18 protein-coding genes are annotated in these 16147 nt (G+C 43.2%); 16 read left to right on the plus strand and 2 right to left on the minus strand.

The window, feature by feature from the left end:
* Window positions 1-6 precede the first annotated feature (6 nt).
* The 13 genes from L6475_RS14520 to L6475_RS00560 are packed head-to-tail and all read left to right on the plus strand — an operon-like array spanning window position 7 to window position 11676.
* Window positions 7-156 (plus strand): WbqC family protein, encoded by a 150-nt coding sequence (locus tag L6475_RS14520; protein ID WP_370641687.1) that lies wholly within the window; start codon window positions 7-9, stop codon window positions 154-156.
* Window positions 156-1394: a hypothetical protein gene (locus tag L6475_RS00505; RefSeq protein WP_237821453.1), complete on the plus strand. Its 1239-nt coding sequence runs from the start codon at window positions 156-158 to the stop codon at window positions 1392-1394. Before L6475_RS14520 ends, L6475_RS00505 begins: the two co-directional genes overlap by 1 nt.
* Before the next feature lie 8 nt (window positions 1395-1402).
* On the plus strand, window positions 1403-2164 hold the full coding sequence (locus L6475_RS00510; protein ID WP_237821455.1) for a WbqC family protein: 762 nt from the start codon (window positions 1403-1405) through the stop codon (window positions 2162-2164).
* A 4-nt stretch (window positions 2165-2168) separates the two neighbouring features.
* Window positions 2169-3620, plus strand: a complete 1452-nt coding sequence (locus L6475_RS00515) for a lipopolysaccharide biosynthesis protein (RefSeq protein ID WP_237821457.1) — start codon at window positions 2169-2171, stop codon at window positions 3618-3620.
* A gap of 15 nt (window positions 3621-3635) precedes the next feature.
* On the plus strand, window positions 3636-4685 hold the full coding sequence (locus tag L6475_RS00520) for a glycosyltransferase (protein ID WP_237821459.1): 1050 nt from the start codon (window positions 3636-3638) through the stop codon (window positions 4683-4685).
* Window positions 4664-5830, plus strand: coding sequence for a glycosyltransferase (locus L6475_RS00525; RefSeq protein ID WP_237821461.1), 1167 nt, complete (start codon window positions 4664-4666; stop codon window positions 5828-5830). Before L6475_RS00520 ends, L6475_RS00525 begins: the two co-directional genes overlap by 22 nt.
* A complete protein-coding gene (locus tag L6475_RS00530; protein WP_237821463.1) occupies window positions 5778-7067 on the plus strand; it encodes a hypothetical protein in 1290 nt (429 codons plus the stop codon). The genes L6475_RS00525 and L6475_RS00530 overlap by 53 nt, the downstream gene beginning before the upstream one ends.
* Window positions 7064-7858, plus strand: a complete 795-nt coding sequence (locus L6475_RS00535; protein ID WP_237821465.1) for a glycosyltransferase family 2 protein — start codon at window positions 7064-7066, stop codon at window positions 7856-7858. Before L6475_RS00530 ends, L6475_RS00535 begins: the two co-directional genes overlap by 4 nt.
* A complete protein-coding gene (locus tag L6475_RS00540) occupies window positions 7858-8655 on the plus strand; it encodes a glycosyltransferase family 2 protein (RefSeq protein ID WP_237821467.1) in 798 nt (265 codons plus the stop codon). The genes L6475_RS00535 and L6475_RS00540 overlap by 1 nt, the downstream gene beginning before the upstream one ends.
* Window positions 8655-9599 (plus strand): glycosyltransferase family 2 protein, encoded by a 945-nt coding sequence (locus tag L6475_RS00545; protein WP_237805228.1) that lies wholly within the window; start codon window positions 8655-8657, stop codon window positions 9597-9599. The genes L6475_RS00540 and L6475_RS00545 overlap by 1 nt, the downstream gene beginning before the upstream one ends.
* Before the next feature lie 38 nt (window positions 9600-9637).
* Complete coding sequence (locus tag L6475_RS00550; protein ID WP_237821469.1) at window positions 9638-10906, plus strand: DegT/DnrJ/EryC1/StrS aminotransferase family protein; 1269 nt, start codon at window positions 9638-9640, stop codon at window positions 10904-10906.
* Window positions 10903-11523, plus strand: a complete 621-nt coding sequence (locus tag L6475_RS00555) for a sugar transferase (RefSeq protein WP_237821471.1) — start codon at window positions 10903-10905, stop codon at window positions 11521-11523. The genes L6475_RS00550 and L6475_RS00555 overlap by 4 nt, the downstream gene beginning before the upstream one ends.
* 15 nt (window positions 11524-11538) lie before the next feature.
* Entirely contained in the window at window positions 11539-11676 is a 138-nt protein-coding gene (locus L6475_RS00560; protein ID WP_305079892.1) for an NAD-dependent epimerase/dehydratase family protein, read from the plus strand.
* Between the two features lie 332 nt (window positions 11677-12008).
* Here L6475_RS00560 and L6475_RS00565 read toward each other — a convergent pair whose 3' ends face one another.
* A complete protein-coding gene (locus L6475_RS00565; RefSeq protein ID WP_237821473.1) occupies window positions 12009-13406 on the minus strand; it encodes a leucine-rich repeat domain-containing protein in 1398 nt (465 codons plus the stop codon).
* A 631-nt stretch (window positions 13407-14037) separates the two neighbouring features.
* On the opposite strand from L6475_RS00565, the gene L6475_RS00570 reads away from it, so the two are divergent.
* From L6475_RS00570 to L6475_RS00580, 3 genes are read left to right on the plus strand one after another with little or no spacing between them, the layout of a single operon-like run.
* The gene (locus L6475_RS00570; RefSeq protein WP_237821475.1) at window positions 14038-14262 is read left to right on the plus strand and encodes a DUF3791 domain-containing protein; all 225 of its coding nucleotides are present in this window, start codon (window positions 14038-14040) and stop codon (window positions 14260-14262) included.
* A complete protein-coding gene (locus L6475_RS00575) occupies window positions 14259-14735 on the plus strand; it encodes a DUF3990 domain-containing protein (RefSeq protein ID WP_237821477.1) in 477 nt (158 codons plus the stop codon). Before L6475_RS00570 ends, L6475_RS00575 begins: the two co-directional genes overlap by 4 nt.
* Window positions 14732-14947 (plus strand): hypothetical protein, encoded by a 216-nt coding sequence (locus L6475_RS00580; RefSeq protein WP_237821479.1) that lies wholly within the window; start codon window positions 14732-14734, stop codon window positions 14945-14947. The genes L6475_RS00575 and L6475_RS00580 overlap by 4 nt, the downstream gene beginning before the upstream one ends.
* Window positions 14948-15119: 172 nt before the next feature.
* Here the strand turns inward: L6475_RS00580 and L6475_RS00585 are convergent, their stop codons facing one another.
* Entirely contained in the window at window positions 15120-16115 is a 996-nt protein-coding gene (locus tag L6475_RS00585) for a leucine-rich repeat domain-containing protein (protein ID WP_237821481.1), read from the minus strand.
* Between the last annotated feature and the right edge of the window lie 32 nt (window positions 16116-16147).

Below are 16147 nucleotides of genomic sequence, written 5' to 3' on the forward strand. Positions count from 1 at the left end.
CGAGGACTGACCCTCAGTTTCCTGCATCGTCGCGATACTATCAGTTACCCTCAATTTGGAGGCGAGTTTGTTCCAGACCTCTCTATCATCGACATGCTGATGTTCTGCTCGAAAGAGGAAATACAGCAAATTCTTAACGAATACGATATATTGTAATGAAGAGTGATGAACTAAAAGGTAAACGGCTTGCTGTATTCGGTGCCAATAATGTGGTGGACGAGGTGACGGCCTACGCTCGGCGACACGGCATCGTGCTTGTGTCGGTAGGCAATGTGCCGGAAGCACCGATTCATCAGGTCTCCGATGAACAATACTATATGGACTGCACCGACGAGGCCGCGATGTTACGGTTCTTCAAGGAGAAACACATCGACGGACTGTTGTCGTGCTCTGGCGAGATGGTCATCCGCAAGACGGTAGGATTCATCGGCAAGACGGGATTTCACTATTATGCCACACCCGAACAGTGGGATGTGCTGATGAACAAAAAGCACTTCAAGGAGGCTTGCCTTCGCTACGGTATGCCTGCCATACCAGCCTTCCGCTTAGAGGACAAAGACATTCCCTTCCCCGTCATCGTGAAGCCTGTAGATAATGGCGGCTCATTCGGCATTACTGTCTGTCATCACAGGACAGAGATGGAAGAAGCCATCGCCAAAGCTGTCCGGCACTCCACTGTTGGCGAATATCTCTGCGAGAAGTTCATTGTGGGTCCTTATTTCCAGTTTGAGATATGGCGGCAAAACGGGAAGTCGTATTTTCCCTATACCAAGGGACGTGTGTTCTACGATGCCATCGGCACCTCTCCCCAACAGCCGTTCTTAGACCTTTACCCTTCGCCCGAGGCTGACATCATCAAGAGGCTTTATGAACCCATGTCGCGATTGTTCGACGACTTCGGCGTCGACAATGGTTCCTGTATGTTCCAGGGTATCATCAGTGACGGCGTGCCTTATATCATGGACAATGCTTTCCGCCTGAGCGGAGGCATGGACTTTCGTGTGGTTCACGAAGACAAGGGCATAGACCTTGTGGCCTGCTATATGCAACATGCGCTGACGGGGCAGTTTGGCGACGACTTCTCAGCACTTTCAGAGCCTCTTCACAGTCGGTACGCCACCATCTGCATCGGCCTGAAAAATGGTCTAATCACCCGCATCAAGGGAATAGACGCAGTGAGACAATTGCCCTTTGTCTATAGCCTGTATCAATATTACCATGAGGGCGACATCATGCAGTACTCCGGCCTCTTCCTGCAAGTGCTATGCCGCATCTTTGTGCGAGCCAACAGCCGGCAGGAACTTCAATCGAACATCAACACCATTCTTGGCCTCATTGAAGTGGAAGGAACTGATGGAAACTCCTTACTACGTAATTACCCAAACAAATATTAAAAAAACTTATGATTCTTGAGACCCTTCGGGAACAAGCCAGCAAAGCTGGAGCAGACGGAAAGCGATACATCGCCATCATGCAGCCGTACTTCTTCCCTTACATCGGCTATTGGCAGCTCATCCATGCTGCCGACTTGTTTGTGGTTGGCGACAGTGTTCACTATATTAAGCATGGCTGGATTAACCGTAACCGTATCTTGGGCGAGGGTGGGCAGCCTCAGTACTTCGGTATTGAAGTGAGCCATGCCTCCTGCAACCGACTCATCAGCGAGACGAAACGCGTGGTCAGCCGCAAACAGGCTGAGTACCTCTGTCGGGTGCTGAAGTTCTACTATGGTCATGCACCAAATTACAGCGAGGCAATGGAAGTCATCAGGCCTATATTGTTGGACGAAGAACCCGACCTGACGCGCTATCTCGTCAGCAGCTTGCGGACCGTGGCTGACTATCTCGGCATCACGACGGAGTTCCGTATGCTCTCGGAGGTGTCAGACCGCTGGGAGTACAGAGCGCCCGAGATTATCAGTCGCACGTGCGAGCACTTCGGTTTCACCGACTATATCAACCCCTCCGGTGCCGGCATGGGCTATTACGACAAGGATGCTTTCCGCGAGATGGGCATCAACCTCCAGTTCCTGCGGCGCAACGAGGACATCCGCTACAAACAATTTGGTGGCGAGTTCGTTCCCGACCTGAGCATCATCGACCTGATGATGTTCTGCTCACGCGATGAGCTTCACGACATTCTGAATCGTTATCATTTCTTATGATCAAATGTCAGAATCGCTGAAACAGAAAACGGTGAAGGGCCTGGGCTGGTCGGCATTGGACAATGCCGCCCGCTATGGCATGCAGTTCGTCATCGGCATTGTGCTGGCCCGTCTGCTCACACCCGATGACTACGGGCTGTTAGGACTGGTGGGCATCGTCACCGTTGTCTGTACGGCACTGGTCAACGGCGGGTTTACAACAGCATTGATTCGCAAGAATGATGCCACAGACGACGACTACAACACGGCGTTCATCTGCAATCTCTGTATGAGCCTGCTACTCTTCGCGACGGTGTTCCTCTGTGCCCCGCTGATTGCCGACTTCTTCGGACGCGTCGAGTTGACAGCCTTGGTTCGAGTGTCATCCTTAGGCTTGATCATCGGAGCACTGGGCATGGTACAGCAGACACGCCTGACCAAGCGCATCGACTTCAAAACACAGACGAAGATTACGATTGCGGCCACTGCTTTGAGCGGCATCATAGGCATCGGCATGGCACTGACGGGCTTTGGCGTATGGTCGCTGGTAGCCCAGCAGCTTACTTCACAGGTCATGACCACCATACTGTTATATATATATAATAGGTGGATGCCCAGGCTCCGATTCTCTTCTGAGAGTTTTCACGATTTGTTCGGATTTGGCTGGAAGATGATGGTGAGCGGAGTGCTTGATACGGTATGGAAAGAGTTGTATCAGGTTGTCGTCGGCAAGTTCTATACGCCGGCAACGCTGGGACAATATACCCGAGCCAAGCAGTTCTCCACCTTGTTTTCGAGCAATCTGACTTCTGTCATACAGCGTGTCACCTATCCGGTACTAAGCCATATCCAAGACGACCAGTCACGGATGGTCTCTGCCTATCGGCGTATCATCAAGGTCACCATGTTCGTCACTGCAACGGGCATGTTTTTCCTCGCAGCCATTTCGGAGCCGTTGCTTTATTGTCTGATTGGCCCCAAGTGGCACGATGCTGCGGTCTATCTTCCATTGATTTGCATCAACGGCTCTCTTTATCCACTCCATGCCATCAACCTGAATATGCTGCAGGTGCAAGGACGCAGCGATCTGTTCCTCGGTCTGGAAATCGTCAAAAAGCTGATTGGCCTTATTCCTCTTGCGGTATGCGTCTTTTGGGGCATCATGCCCATGCTCTATGTGAATCTTGCCGTTGGAGTAGTGGCTTATTTCCTTAATTCGCATTATTCAGGCCGCCTGATAGGCTATAGTTCGTGGATGCAGGTAAAAGACATTGCCCCTTCTTGTCTGGTTGCCGCCATTGTAGCCGTCAGCGTATTTTTCGTCAAGTATCTTCCTGTAAGCTATTGGGTGATATTGCCGCTACAGATAGTAACGGGGGCCGCCGTCTTCATGGTGTTATGCCAACTGACAAGAAACCCGGAATACATAGAGATGAAAACGATGCTTGCTCCATATCTAAGAAAGGTAAAAAGGTAAAAAAGGTGAAACCGCATGGAAGAAAGACAATATAGATGGATGGTCTGCACAAGGTGTGTCACTTTCAACCAAGCGCCCTATATCGAGGATGCCATGAATGGCTTCACGATGCAACAGACCACATTTCCGTTTGTCTGCACAATTATTGACGATGCCAGTACCGACGGCGAGCCGGAAGTCATCCGCCAATATCTGCAGGAACATTTCGACTTGGAAGACAAGTCTGTGGTACGTAACGAAGAAACAGACGACTATGTGCTTTGTTTCGCCCGGCATAAGGAAAACCGGAATTGCCACTTTGCTGTGCTGTGGCTGAAATACAACCACCACAGCAGGCATAAGTCGATTATGCCGTATATAGCAGAATGGAAGGGAAACTCGAAATATTATGCCCTATGCGAGGGTGATGACTATTGGACGAGCCCCCAAAAACTGCAGCGGCAAGTTCTGTTCCTTGAGCAGCATGACGATTATGTCATGTCGTACTCGCAAGCTGCGGTTCGCAGTGGCAACGACATTGTCGGTCTCAGGAAATTCAATACGTGTGACTTCGAGTCGATTATCTGTTTCAATGGAATAACGACCTTAACCGTTTTATTCAGGGAGGAACTGAGGGAACGGTTTGGGGATGAGATTAGACCGATAGCCCCCGGTGGTTGGCTGATGGGCGACTATCCTATATGGCTCTATCTGAGTCTGAAGGGCAAAATCCATTATATCGCAGAGCCCTTGGGCGTGTATCGGCTGCAGTCTGAAAGTGCTTCTCATAGCGCAGATTTGCAAAAATCGTTGGACTTTGCTGATAATGTCTGCCAAGTAAGACTGTTTTTCATGGACTATGCGGAAAGAATAACGGGAGTTCGAAATGCGAAGTTGAGAAAGAAGGTAGCGGTCGAGAATATGAAAAGAATGTTGTCGGTCTATTATTCCTTTAATGATTTTACAGGCGCAAAGAATTATTTGAAAGGAAATAGGAAAAAACTTTCATTCTTGTCTTTTTTTATATTGAAACTGAAAGTCATTAAGGAAAGTTATATTGCTGGATGGAAAAACGTATATCGATAATATTTGAATCGGATATTTATGCCCAGTACGGTGTATTCAACTCCGTACGCAATCGGGTTTTGTATTTAAGTAAAATATCAGATTACGTCATAGATGTTTATATCGTTACAAAATACCTTCCATGGTATCTGCGCTTATTACGCAATATTAATAAACAGGACAGGAAAAAAGAAATCATTCTTGATGGAATAACTTATCACATATTGTGGTATCGCAAATCCATTTTGGAACATATCATAACAGAATGGTTTAGATTGCCTCCCTATTTTCTGAATCGGTTTATATGTAGAATGGCAAAGGAAATGCGCAACTATGATTTCCTGTCTGTCCATTCTGGTTTAGCCGGCAAAATAGCACAAAAAACAAAGGAACTCTATCATATACCATATTGTATAACTTGGCATGGCTCAGACATACACACGCATCCATTCCAAAGCAAGTTGGCTTTTGCGCAAACAAAGTTATTGCTTAATAATGCATACTGCAATTTTTTTGTGTCACAGGCATTATGTGACAAAGCCACAACGATAACAGACAGTTTTCGGAGTGAAATACTGTATAATGGGATTAATAGTAAATTCTGTTGCTATAGTGTTGAAGAAAAGAAAAAACTGAGAAAAACAAAAGGTGTGCCTGACGGGAAAAAAGTAGTTGCCTTTTGTGGTGCATTGTTAGATGTAAAGAATCCACTATCATTGCCACCTATTTTCAAGTCTGTGATGGATAATAGGGAAAACAATTTGATTTTTTGGATAATAGGTGATGGCCCTTTAAAACCACAAGTGGAGAGTGAGGCGGAATCCCTTCATCTGCCATGCGTTTTTTGGGGTAACCTCCCTGCAGAAGAAATGCCTGTAATGATGAATTGTATCGACGTTTTAGTACTTCCAAGCAAAAAAGAGGGGTTGCCTCTCGTAGTGATAGAGGCATTGGCTTGTGGCTCAAATGCTGTTGGTAGTAATGTTGGGGGGATAAAAGAAGCGGCAGGTGAAGACAATGTATTTGATTTGGATGATAGTTTTGTTAGTCAAATATCAACTCGTATAAATTATTTGCTTCATCATACTGTTGAACAGCCTTTAAATGAAGTGTTTGACTGGAAAAAAACAGCAAGCAAAGAAAAAAGTGTTTATGACGCCATTTAGAATGACAAAGATGGTCAGATACATATTGCTAATTATATGCTTGTTGATATATATTTATAACATCCAACTGCAAGCAATACCTATTGCTGCGAAGACATTGTTAGCTGTTCCTGGGTTTATTTATTTCCTTACAGACAAAAAAAGCAAGGTAACATACCAGAAGTTGCAAAAGTACATTAAACTATTTGGCGTCGCACTTCTACTTTTTTTATGGGGTCTTTTCACAATGGCCATTAACGGGTCTGACGAAATGCTTTATCTCGCATATATCAAGAATTTCCTCTTGTGGTTTTTTGAAGTTTATTTTCTTTGCCATTTAGCCAAAGGCATAGTAAGCTCTTTCCTTGACCTGTGTAAAATCATCACAATAGTGGTTGCATTTGAAAGTTTATTAGCTCTCTGTTTGAAGTTTAATCCTTCATTTGCTGAGATAGTTAGTAATATAGTAGAAATGAAAGTGTATCAAGTTAGTTTCGATAATTATATGGATACAAGTGATTTGACGGACTTTTCACGAATCATCGGTTTTGGTAATGCCATATACTTTGGTGTTTTGACATCTTGCACGCTTGGTTTGATTTCGGGTGCATACGTATTATATCACAGCAAAAGTATTTTTATTTATATCGTTTGCTATATTATCATATCAATTGTTTCTATTATGACAGCACGCATTGCGGTCGTTCCCGTTGTACTCGGATTGGCTCTGGTATTGTTGTATCATGCGAAAGAACGTAATGGCCATGTCATCGGAACAACCATTTTGATTTTCTTGAGCGCATTTGTAACAATTCACCTTGCTCAGACATTTTTGCCAGACAATATGCTTGAATGGCAGATGGAATTATTTGGAAATATGACTGAAAATTCAGAATCAGAGCGTTTGCAAAAATGGCTAATAAATACGGAATTTGAGGATAAAACATTATTTATAGGAGATGCTCATTATAAGGTGGGTGATTTCGCATACTATAAAAATGTTGATATTGGCTTCTATAGGCAAATTTTCTACTCTGGGTTAATCGGACTAAGCATCATTCTCTATTATAATATAATGATACTGAAATACATTAAAAAGAGTGATATCTCAGACAAAAGCCTTGGCCCATACGTTGCGGTACTCTTTATTTGTTACTTGATATCCATGTTTAAAGGTGATATTAATTATGTGGAGCTGTATTTGCTGGTCTTAATGATGTTTGATTTTTCTATTAAAAAGAATGTTCTTACAAAATGAAACTATTGATCGTTTGTGTGAACTATAATTCATACGGGGAACTATGCAACTATCTTCAGTCGGTTGACAAATCTGCATCAAATGTAGAGGGTGATTTACAACTGGATGTAATAATAGCAGATAATTCTTCCTCAAAAGAGGTCGTTGATTGTGGTGCATATAAAGCTATACAGGTAAAACAGGTCGAACTGCAAAACCTTGGATATTTAGGTGGAGCTCAGGCTATCATTAACAACCTTGAAGATGTCAGTCAATACGACTATATAATCATTTCTAATGTTGATTTACAGTTTGAAGATGAAACCATCAAACAGCTGAAAAACTTTAAAGCAGGAGACGACGTAGCATGGGTTGCTCCGAGTATTTATTCCGAAAAGTTCAAAAGAAATCTTAATCCGAGTATTATAAATAGATATAAACGGTGGAAATTAACTTTGCTGAAGCTAACGTACAATAGCTTATTCTATAGTATTTATACAAAGTATTACTATGCCAACAAAGGGAAGAATGTGGTGTACCCAATGATGGATATTTATGCAGGTCATGGCTCCATTATTATACTCACCACCAACTTCTTTAGAATCTATCCAAAGATAGATTATCCAATATTCCTTTATGGTGAAGAGATATATCTTGCAGAACTCATCAGAAGAAAGCGAATGAGGGTAGTGTACGCTCCTTCGGTTGAAATAAAAACGACAGGAGGGGTTTCTACATCTAAGATGCCGTCAGACTCTTACTTTAAGTTCAATAAGGCAGCAATCAATTTCATATTGAAAACCTTTTATTAATGGACAATAATAATTTGGTGTCAATCATTATGCCTTCATATCAATGTGGGCGTTTTATAGAAGAGAGTATAAGGTCAGTACGGGCCCAGACGTATCCGTATTGGGAGCTGATAATAGTCGATGATTGTTCAGACGATAGTACCGTTGAGATTGTTTCGGAAGCAAAAAAACATGATAACAGAATATGTTTCATTCGGAATGGTTCCAACCTTGGAGCTGCAGTTTCCCGTAATTTGGCAATAAGAAAAGCAAAAGGGCGTTGGATTGCTTTTCTTGACAGTGATGATTTGTGGGAACCGACAAAATTAGAAAAACAAATCAAGTTTATGGTAGAGAATGGATATGTTTTCTCTTATCATGAATATGTTGAGATAGACCTACATGGTAATGAACTTGGCATCCATGTAAGCGGGAAAAAACACGTGAAGAAGTTTGATATATTTGCGTGTTGCTGGCCAGGATGTCTCTCTGTAATGTATGATGCTTCGGCAGTTGGTCTTATTCAAATAAAAGATATTAAGAGAAATAATGATACGGCGTTGTGGCTGAAAGTAATCCGTAGGGCTGATTGTTATCTGCTGCCAGAGATTCTTGGTAAATATCGTAGACGTGATGGCAGTATTACCCCAAAAAGGTTATGGGATCGTATTCTGGCCCACTATCCGTTGTTCCGTGTTGCAGAGGAAATGAATCCTATCTCGGCAATATTCTGGGTGATTATGAATATGTTTGGGAATGCATATAAGAAGATGAAGTATGTTAAACAGTATGAGGTGAAAGGCCCCTATCGCGTGTAATGGAAATGATAAGCATCATCATACCTTGCTATAACCAGGCCGAATTTTTGCCTGAAACGTTGAAATATGTTCAAAGCCAGACCTATGCCGACTTCGAGTGCATCATTGTCGATGATGGTTCCACAGACAACTCGGCAGAAATAGTCCATTCATTTATGGTCAATGACCCTCGCTTTTGCCTGGTTTCAAAACAGAATGGAGGAACGGCCACGGCACGGAATGTCGGCCTAAAGGCTGCATCTGGCGACTATGTGATTTTCCTCGATGCCGATGACTTCCTGCATCCAGAGGCATTGGCCAGGCAATTGGAGCATACGACGAAGCGTCAGTTGGACGTCTCGCTCATGGAGTGGAGTTACTTTGTCGAGAGGGAGAACCGCGAGATTGTCTTTATGAAGCATACGCCCATTAAGACGCGCATCTTCGTTTCGCTTCATGTCTCAATGCTGACGCGCTGGGGCTTAGATTTTACTTATCCGCCACACGCCATAATGTATCGTATGGATTTCTTGCGTTCGCTCGGATTGACCTTTTCCGAGAAAATCCGTTACCGCGAAGATTGGGATTTCCTGCTTGACGTGAGCGGTATCCACGGTGTGCGTGTGGCTCAATTGCGCGATTATGAAGGTGCCTACTATCGGCAGAACCCGAAAGGAAAAACCTGCTCGGGCAGCAAGATGTCGAAAGGCAATTTCATCTATCTCCAATATAAGTGTCGAGAGGTGGGGTTTGCCGATTTCCTCCTGCTTTCCTACAGGTTGTCAAGTGAAATGGTCTTGTTGGTGGGACGAATGGTGAAGTTCCGTGACTATACGATGCTGTCACACCTCGGCATCCTATTCAGACATTGGCGTTCGGTTCTGATGCTTTTTGGAGGCATCTGTTTTCTGCCTTTAGCTGTTTTGCATGTGGCAGTACGTTCTGTGTGGGAATATAGCGCATGATTATTAAATTAAGATAAAAGAAACGTAATATGACAAAAATGAAATCGATGAAAATTCCTTTCTCACCTCCTGATATGAGTGAGGAAGAGGCAAAAGAAGTAAGAGAGGCTATATTGTCTGGATGGATTACGACAGGGCCGCGAACAAAGAAACTGGAGGCACAGATATCAGAATACGTTGGGACTGTTAAAGCAGTTTGTCTGAGTTCGGCAACAGCAGCCATGGAGATGATGCTCCATTTGCTGGATATACAACCGGAAGATGAAGTAATCGTTCCAGCATACACCTATACGGCTACGGCCTCAGTTACACAACATGTGGGTTGCCGGTTGGTCATGGTGGATAGCCAGAAGGACAATGTTGAGATGGACTATGAGCAGCTGGAGCAGGCTATCACGGAGAAAACCAAGGTAATCATGCCAGTGGATATTGCAGGCATCGTGGCAGACTATGACAGGGTGTATGAAATTGTAGAGCGGAAAAAGAGCCTGTTCAGACCTGCCAACGCGCTGCAGGCGAAGATAGGCAGAATTGTTGTGACGGCTGATTGTGCCCATTCATTTGGTGCTGTACGAAAGGGAAAGAAGGCTGGCGCCATCGCTGATTTCAGCGCATTCAGTTTCCATGCAGTGAAAAACTTCACTACTGCTGAGGGGGGTGCTCTGACATGGAAATTGCCTTTCGGGAATGATATTGTACCGACTGATGTTGATTATATGCCAACTGTGCCGAAGATAGAAGATGAAACTTGGAATGAGATGCTGTACAGAATTTCCCAACTGTTCAGCCTGCATGGACAGAACAAGGATGCTCTAGCCAAAACAAAGGCCGGTATGTGGGAATACGACATCATCGGCCCTTGGTATAAATGTAACATGACGGACATCATGGCATCTCTTGGCTTGGTGCAGATGCGGCGTTATCCCAAGATGTTGGAGAGAAGACAGGAGATTGTGGCTCGCTACAATGCCGCACTCGACGGTCTGAATGTGGCTGTACTGAATCACAAGGATGCGGAGCATTGTAGTTCGCATCACTTGTATATGGTTCGCCTGCCGGGTAAGAGCCGCGAGGAGGTGAATCGGGTGATGGAACAGATGGCAGAACGAGGTATTGCCACGAATGTACATTTCAAACCACTGCCGATGATGACGGCATACAAGACACTGGGTTTTGATATTGCTGATTATCCGAATGCGTACCACCTGTTTGAAAATGAGATAACACTGCCATTGTACACCCGGCTCACCGATGAGGAAGTGGACTATGTGATAACTAACTTCGTAGACGTCATCAGGGATTTGTGAAAAGATTATTCGATATCGTTGCGAGCGGACTTGGACTCATTCTGCTAAGTCCCCTCTTTTTGATTCTTGCCATTTGGATCAAGGCAGATTCAAAGGGACCGGTGTTTTATCGCCAGGTACGTGTAGGAAGGTACAACAGGGATTTCCGTATCTTTAAGTTCCGCTCCATGCGAGCCGGTTCTGATACGGGAAGCCTTATTACGATTGGTGGCCGCGACCCTCGCATAACCCGTTCCGGTTACTTTATCCGCAAGTTCAAGTTCGATGAACTGCCTCAGCTCATCAATGTATTGGTGGGCGATATGAGCCTGGTGGGGCCGAGACCGGAGGTTCGCCACTATGTGAATTTTTGGACTCCCGAACAAATGCACGTGCTGGATGTCCGCCCTGGTATCACCGATCCTGCGTCTATTAAATTTCTCAACGAGAGTGAATTGCTGGAAAAGGCTGAAGACCCGGAAAAATACTATATAGAGGTCATCATGCAGGAGAAGATAAGGCTGTATTTGGAATATGTCGAGAAGCATAACTTCTTTTATGACTTGGCGTTAATATTTAAAACCTTTGGGGTAATCGTGAAAGAAAAATTATTCAGCGGCTCCTCTATGCAAAGTTAGCGAATTTCACAAATTATGGATAAGATAAACTTGAATGATAAGACCTTATTGGTTACTGGTGCTGCCGGGTTTATCGGTAGTAATTTAGTAAAGAGACTGCTTAGAGATGTGAAAGGAGCTACCATTATTGGCATTGACAATATCAATGACTAAAAAGTTGATATTGCTGACCGTGGCAATATCGATGATATATTTAGTAAGTATAAGCCAGCAGTGGTGGTGAATCTCGATAAGAAAAGTCGAATAATCCTCTTAAGAATAAATAATGATTCTCTTAGGAAGTAAAACAATAAGAATTGCATTCTAATTCTTTTCAAGCATAATTCTATTGGTTTTCATGCTCAATAGAATTATAGCTAAAATTTTTTTTACGTGTTTATCTGTTGCTTCTTAACAGACAGCAAAGAAGTTAGCAATATTCATTATTTTGGAACGCACCTTTTTGTTTGCTCCGCCCCCGAATCATATATAGTTTTCCTTACTTGCTATCTCAGTAGTACTTTCACGCTTTTCTGGCCAATCTTTACGATGGCGATGGAACCAGACTGAAGAGAGGTGCTAACAGTTGCCTGTCCGTTCTGAACAACGGCAGTACCTACCTGAGTGCCATTAACATTATAGATACTAACTTGGGTGCCATCATCAATACCTTGAACGGTCAGTGCTCCACCCTCGTTCTTTATCAGCACGGCAAAGGCAGGTACCTCAGCGACGCTCTCTGTTCTCGGATCTACGTCTATCCAACAAAGGGTTGCCGTAGCCGTCTCAGAATTCTCATAACCTTCCTTCGAGGCAAAAACATTAATGGTATAGGTGGCACTTAGCTGCACCTCATTGCCGCTACCGGATTTGATATCCTCATCAGTAATAGAGTATTGGCAAACGGCTCCCTCTGTATCACTATTGAAAGTCAGCACACCGTTCAGATAGCTGATAGTTGGTGTCTGGCACGTGGGAAGATCATCCGAAGTATCAGTACCATAATCATACTCTTCAATGTTGGCAAAGTTGAGCCACCACGGAGTATCTTCATAATAAACTTTCTTACCTATAGGAACATACAACTTTGCATTACTATAAGTATTGTCAGCAAAAGCATTTTTGGAAATAGTAAAGACATCCTCAACCTTGCTATAGATAGACTGAATATTAGAGCAGCCAGAGAATGCCTGCTGAGCAATGCTCGTCACATTTTTACCAATCACAATCTCCTTGATGGATGATAAATCACTAAACCATGTTCCGATCTCTTTGCAGTTGAATGTTACAGAGTTTAGACGAGAACAGCCATAGAACGCATGAGTTCCAATGCTCGTCACAGTATTAGGAATAGTGACGGAGGTAAGGCCAGAACAGCCAAAGAACGCCCCATCTCCAATACTCGTCACACTATTAGGTATAGTGACGGAGGTAAGGCTGGAGCAACCATAGAACGTATAACCTTCAATGCTCGTCACACTATTAGGTATAGTTACGGAGGTAAGGCTGGAGCAACCATAGAACGCACTGGCTCCTATGGTCGTCACACTATTAGGAATAGTAATGGCGGTAAGGCCAGAGCACTTATAGAACGCGACATCTCCAATACTCGTCACACTATTGGGGATTGTGATAGAAGTAAGGCCAGAGCAACCTCTAAACGCGTTATTTCCAATGCTCGTCACCTTACGTGTTTTGTCCATATAAGTAACCTCTTCAGGGATAACGACATTGCCTTGATATGAATCAGGATAGTAACCCTTGTACGTTACCTCCAACTCTGTAGCATTATTGATATAGTTGTAATAAATGGTGACACCATCGGTATTTTTTACTTCGATTTCGTGGGCACTGACTACTAATGGCAGTAGCATCAATGCGAATAAAAGTAATTGTTTCTTCATAATCATATAATTGCTTTAGTTCTTGAAATATACAAAAAAGAAAAACGTGGACATTTTACTTCGTCTACGTCATTCGAGGCATCGCCAAACGCCTTACAATCTATAACGAGTAAATGCCCACGCCAAACGGCGTGAACTCCTACTTTAGTTCTTGATTGTGATTTATGAAATTTGGCGAATTTCGAATGACAAGAATCTAAAAGTGGATATTCATCCTATATGTCCTTTTCTGTAATAATCTTTTCTCAGCCCATAGGCAATCTCTTGTTTTAAAAGTTAAACATTTAGCGTTTCACTTTTCTGCGAGCAAAGATACAAACTTTTCTGTAACTTCCAAAGAACAACGCTGCAATTTCTTTAATCTATCGAAGCAATGGGATAGGGACAAGAAAAATCTTGCCCCTCGTTTTTATGTACTTTTATCTAACGACTGAAGACGCCAGGACATGCCATGACTTGTCTAGGTCGCTGCGCTGGATATAGCCCTTTCCAGTCTTGCCGTCAAGGAGTTTCTGGATGGCGTAGATGACTATTTGCGATACTTTCGCCAGCCTTTAGTCACTTTTGCGGCATAATCGCATTGTTATTCAAAAAGAATTCGTAACTTTGTCGCTGTAATACTTCATTCATCATGTCACAGGAGATTCAAAATAAAGCGGAATACATCGTCATTTTCATTAGCGAGTTTGCTCGTTGCTTCGGTCTGTCAGCGGTGCAGGCTTATCGCTATCTGAACCGCTATAAGGCCATTGACTTTCTGGATGAGCATTATAACGTAGCACATACTCAAAGTTTTGAAGACATGGTGCAGAATATGGCTGGGTACTGCCAGCGTCATGGAGGGGCGCTTGTATGAAACTTTATCATGGAACAAATATAGATTTCTTGGCGATTGACTTAAACCAATCCCAGCGAGGCAAGGACTTTGGTCGTGGATTCTACCTATCAGAGTCAGAGACACAAGCAGAGGAGATGGCCAAGTTCAAGGTACAATTGATCGGTGGAGAGTGTATCGTTCAAAACTATGAGTTCGACGAGGCCCACTTGAATGACGGGACATTGCGTTTTTTGCGTTTCGATGGTTATACGAAAGATTGGGCCACGTTCATCCTTGCCAACCGCCAGAATAAGAGTGAGGTAAACATTCATAACTACGATGTTGTCTATGGTCCAATAGCAAATGACAAGGTAGGTGCACAAATCCGTAATGTCATTGAGCAGAACATCAATATGGACACCTTTCTCGAGCGCTTGAAATACATGAAGGGCATCACTTTTCAATATTTCTTCGGAAGCGAGAAAGCCATTCAAATGCTGAGGCGCCTATGAGTACAATAGACTATATGAATGAATGCACCGTGCGAGACCTCGTTTTTATGCTGATGGAAGAGCGCGGATTGTCGCTTCACGAAGCGCTTGACGCGGTCTATAACTCTGAGACATACGCCAAACTGACCGATCCCGCAACGGGACTCTATTTCCAAAGTCCTGTTTACATTTACTGTTATCTTGACAGAGAACTTACTACGGGAAAGATGTAGGGGCTGAGCACCTTTCCAAAGCAAAACAATTCAGCCGCTCTCAAACGCTCCATCTATCCAAGAAACGAACCATGTAAACGATAAGGGTGTGCCAAGAAAATGAAGTGAACCCCAGAAGTATTCTGTCCAACTTCTGGGGTTCACTTCACACTTGTCCCTCTGCCATCATTCCTTAATCCTTAATCACCTTTCTTGTGGTTCCATCACTCATTTTCTGGATATTCACACCTCGTTGAGGTTGAGCTAGCAAATTACCATCTATAGAATAATGTTTTAATATACGAGTTGCATCAAAAGAACTTCTTTCTGATACTGCTGTTTCTTCTATTTCAGTAATACTCAAGAATCTCCCCCATTCAGGAGTATTTCTATATAATTCCAAAGTTCCTGCCGGAATTTCCAAATTAACCACTTCATAGTGGTATTTTTCAAAAGGACTCCAATCTTCAACGTATTTGCGTGGAAAATATGTTTGACTGCTAAAATTGGTTAGTCTTGTACAACCTTTAAACACAGACGAACCGAAATAATCTAAGTCTGCGGCAAGAATAACTAAACTCAAGGAAGTACATCCTTGGAATGCATTATCTTGAATTTTCTTAAGGTTATTAAAAAGGCCAGGGAATATCACTATTTCTGTTATACCAGTGCACCCTTTGCAAACCTCATAAGGAACTTCCTTGAGATTTCCTCCAAAAATCATGACTGTTAAACAGGTACAACCTTCTAAAGCATTACGCCCCATTTCTTCCAAAAGAGGGGGGATTGAAAAAACCTGAAGTTTTGTACATCCTGCGAATGCATAAGCTCCAATCTTTTTTGTTGCATCGCCAGGCCATGACATTGACCATAACTCTTTATTATCTCTAAATGCTGCTGTTCCAACCTCTTCTATGGTAGGTGGAAAGTTTATCCATTCTATTGCTGGATCAAATTTTGAACTGTAAAAAGCGTTGTCTTCTATTCTAGTAACCAAGTAATTCTTTTCTTCATATGTAACATATTCAGGGATGGTTAATATACCACCTAGTGCCACATCTTTAGTTGCACCCTTAATGGTTGCTGTACGGGTGGATTCATGAAGAGCACATTCAAATTTACCAATTCGAACATCAGCTTTTATGGTTACAACTGGCAATAATAACCATAATATAAGAATTCTTTTCATACCTCTCAAAAATATTAGTTTGATTTTAATTG

Origin of the sequence: Prevotella sp. E9-3 (genome assembly GCF_022024015.1) — a bacterium.
In the GTDB taxonomy this organism is placed as follows: Bacteria; Bacteroidota; Bacteroidia; order Bacteroidales; family Bacteroidaceae; genus Prevotella.